This window comes from Peribacillus sp. SIMBA_075 (assembly GCF_046534585.1).
The window spans coordinates 1-246 of the sequence record NZ_JAWRYN010001311.1; the positions used below are offsets into that span (position 1 = coordinate 1).

Consider the following 246-nt stretch of genomic DNA (forward strand, 5'->3'; position numbering starts at 1 on the left):
TGAGCGTGAAGGAAAAGGTGTTCTTCTCTATATGAGACAAGAAGGACGAGGCATTGGCCTTCTGAATAAGCTTCGCGCTTATAAGTTACAAGAAGAAGGGTTAGATACTGTAGAAGCAAATGAAAAACTTGGGTTCTCAGCTGATCTTCGTGATTACGGTATTGGCGCTCAAATTTTAAAAGATTTAGGCTTACAAAGTTTACGATTATTAACGAATAATCCACGAAAAATTGCTGGCTTACAAGG

The 246-nt window shown here is 38.6% G+C and carries 1 pseudogene; it reads left to right on the forward strand.

What is annotated here, in order from left to right:
- A pseudogene (locus SB775_RS32595) lies at window positions 1–246 on the forward strand (bifunctional 3,4-dihydroxy-2-butanone-4-phosphate synthase/GTP cyclohydrolase II); the annotation flags it as partial.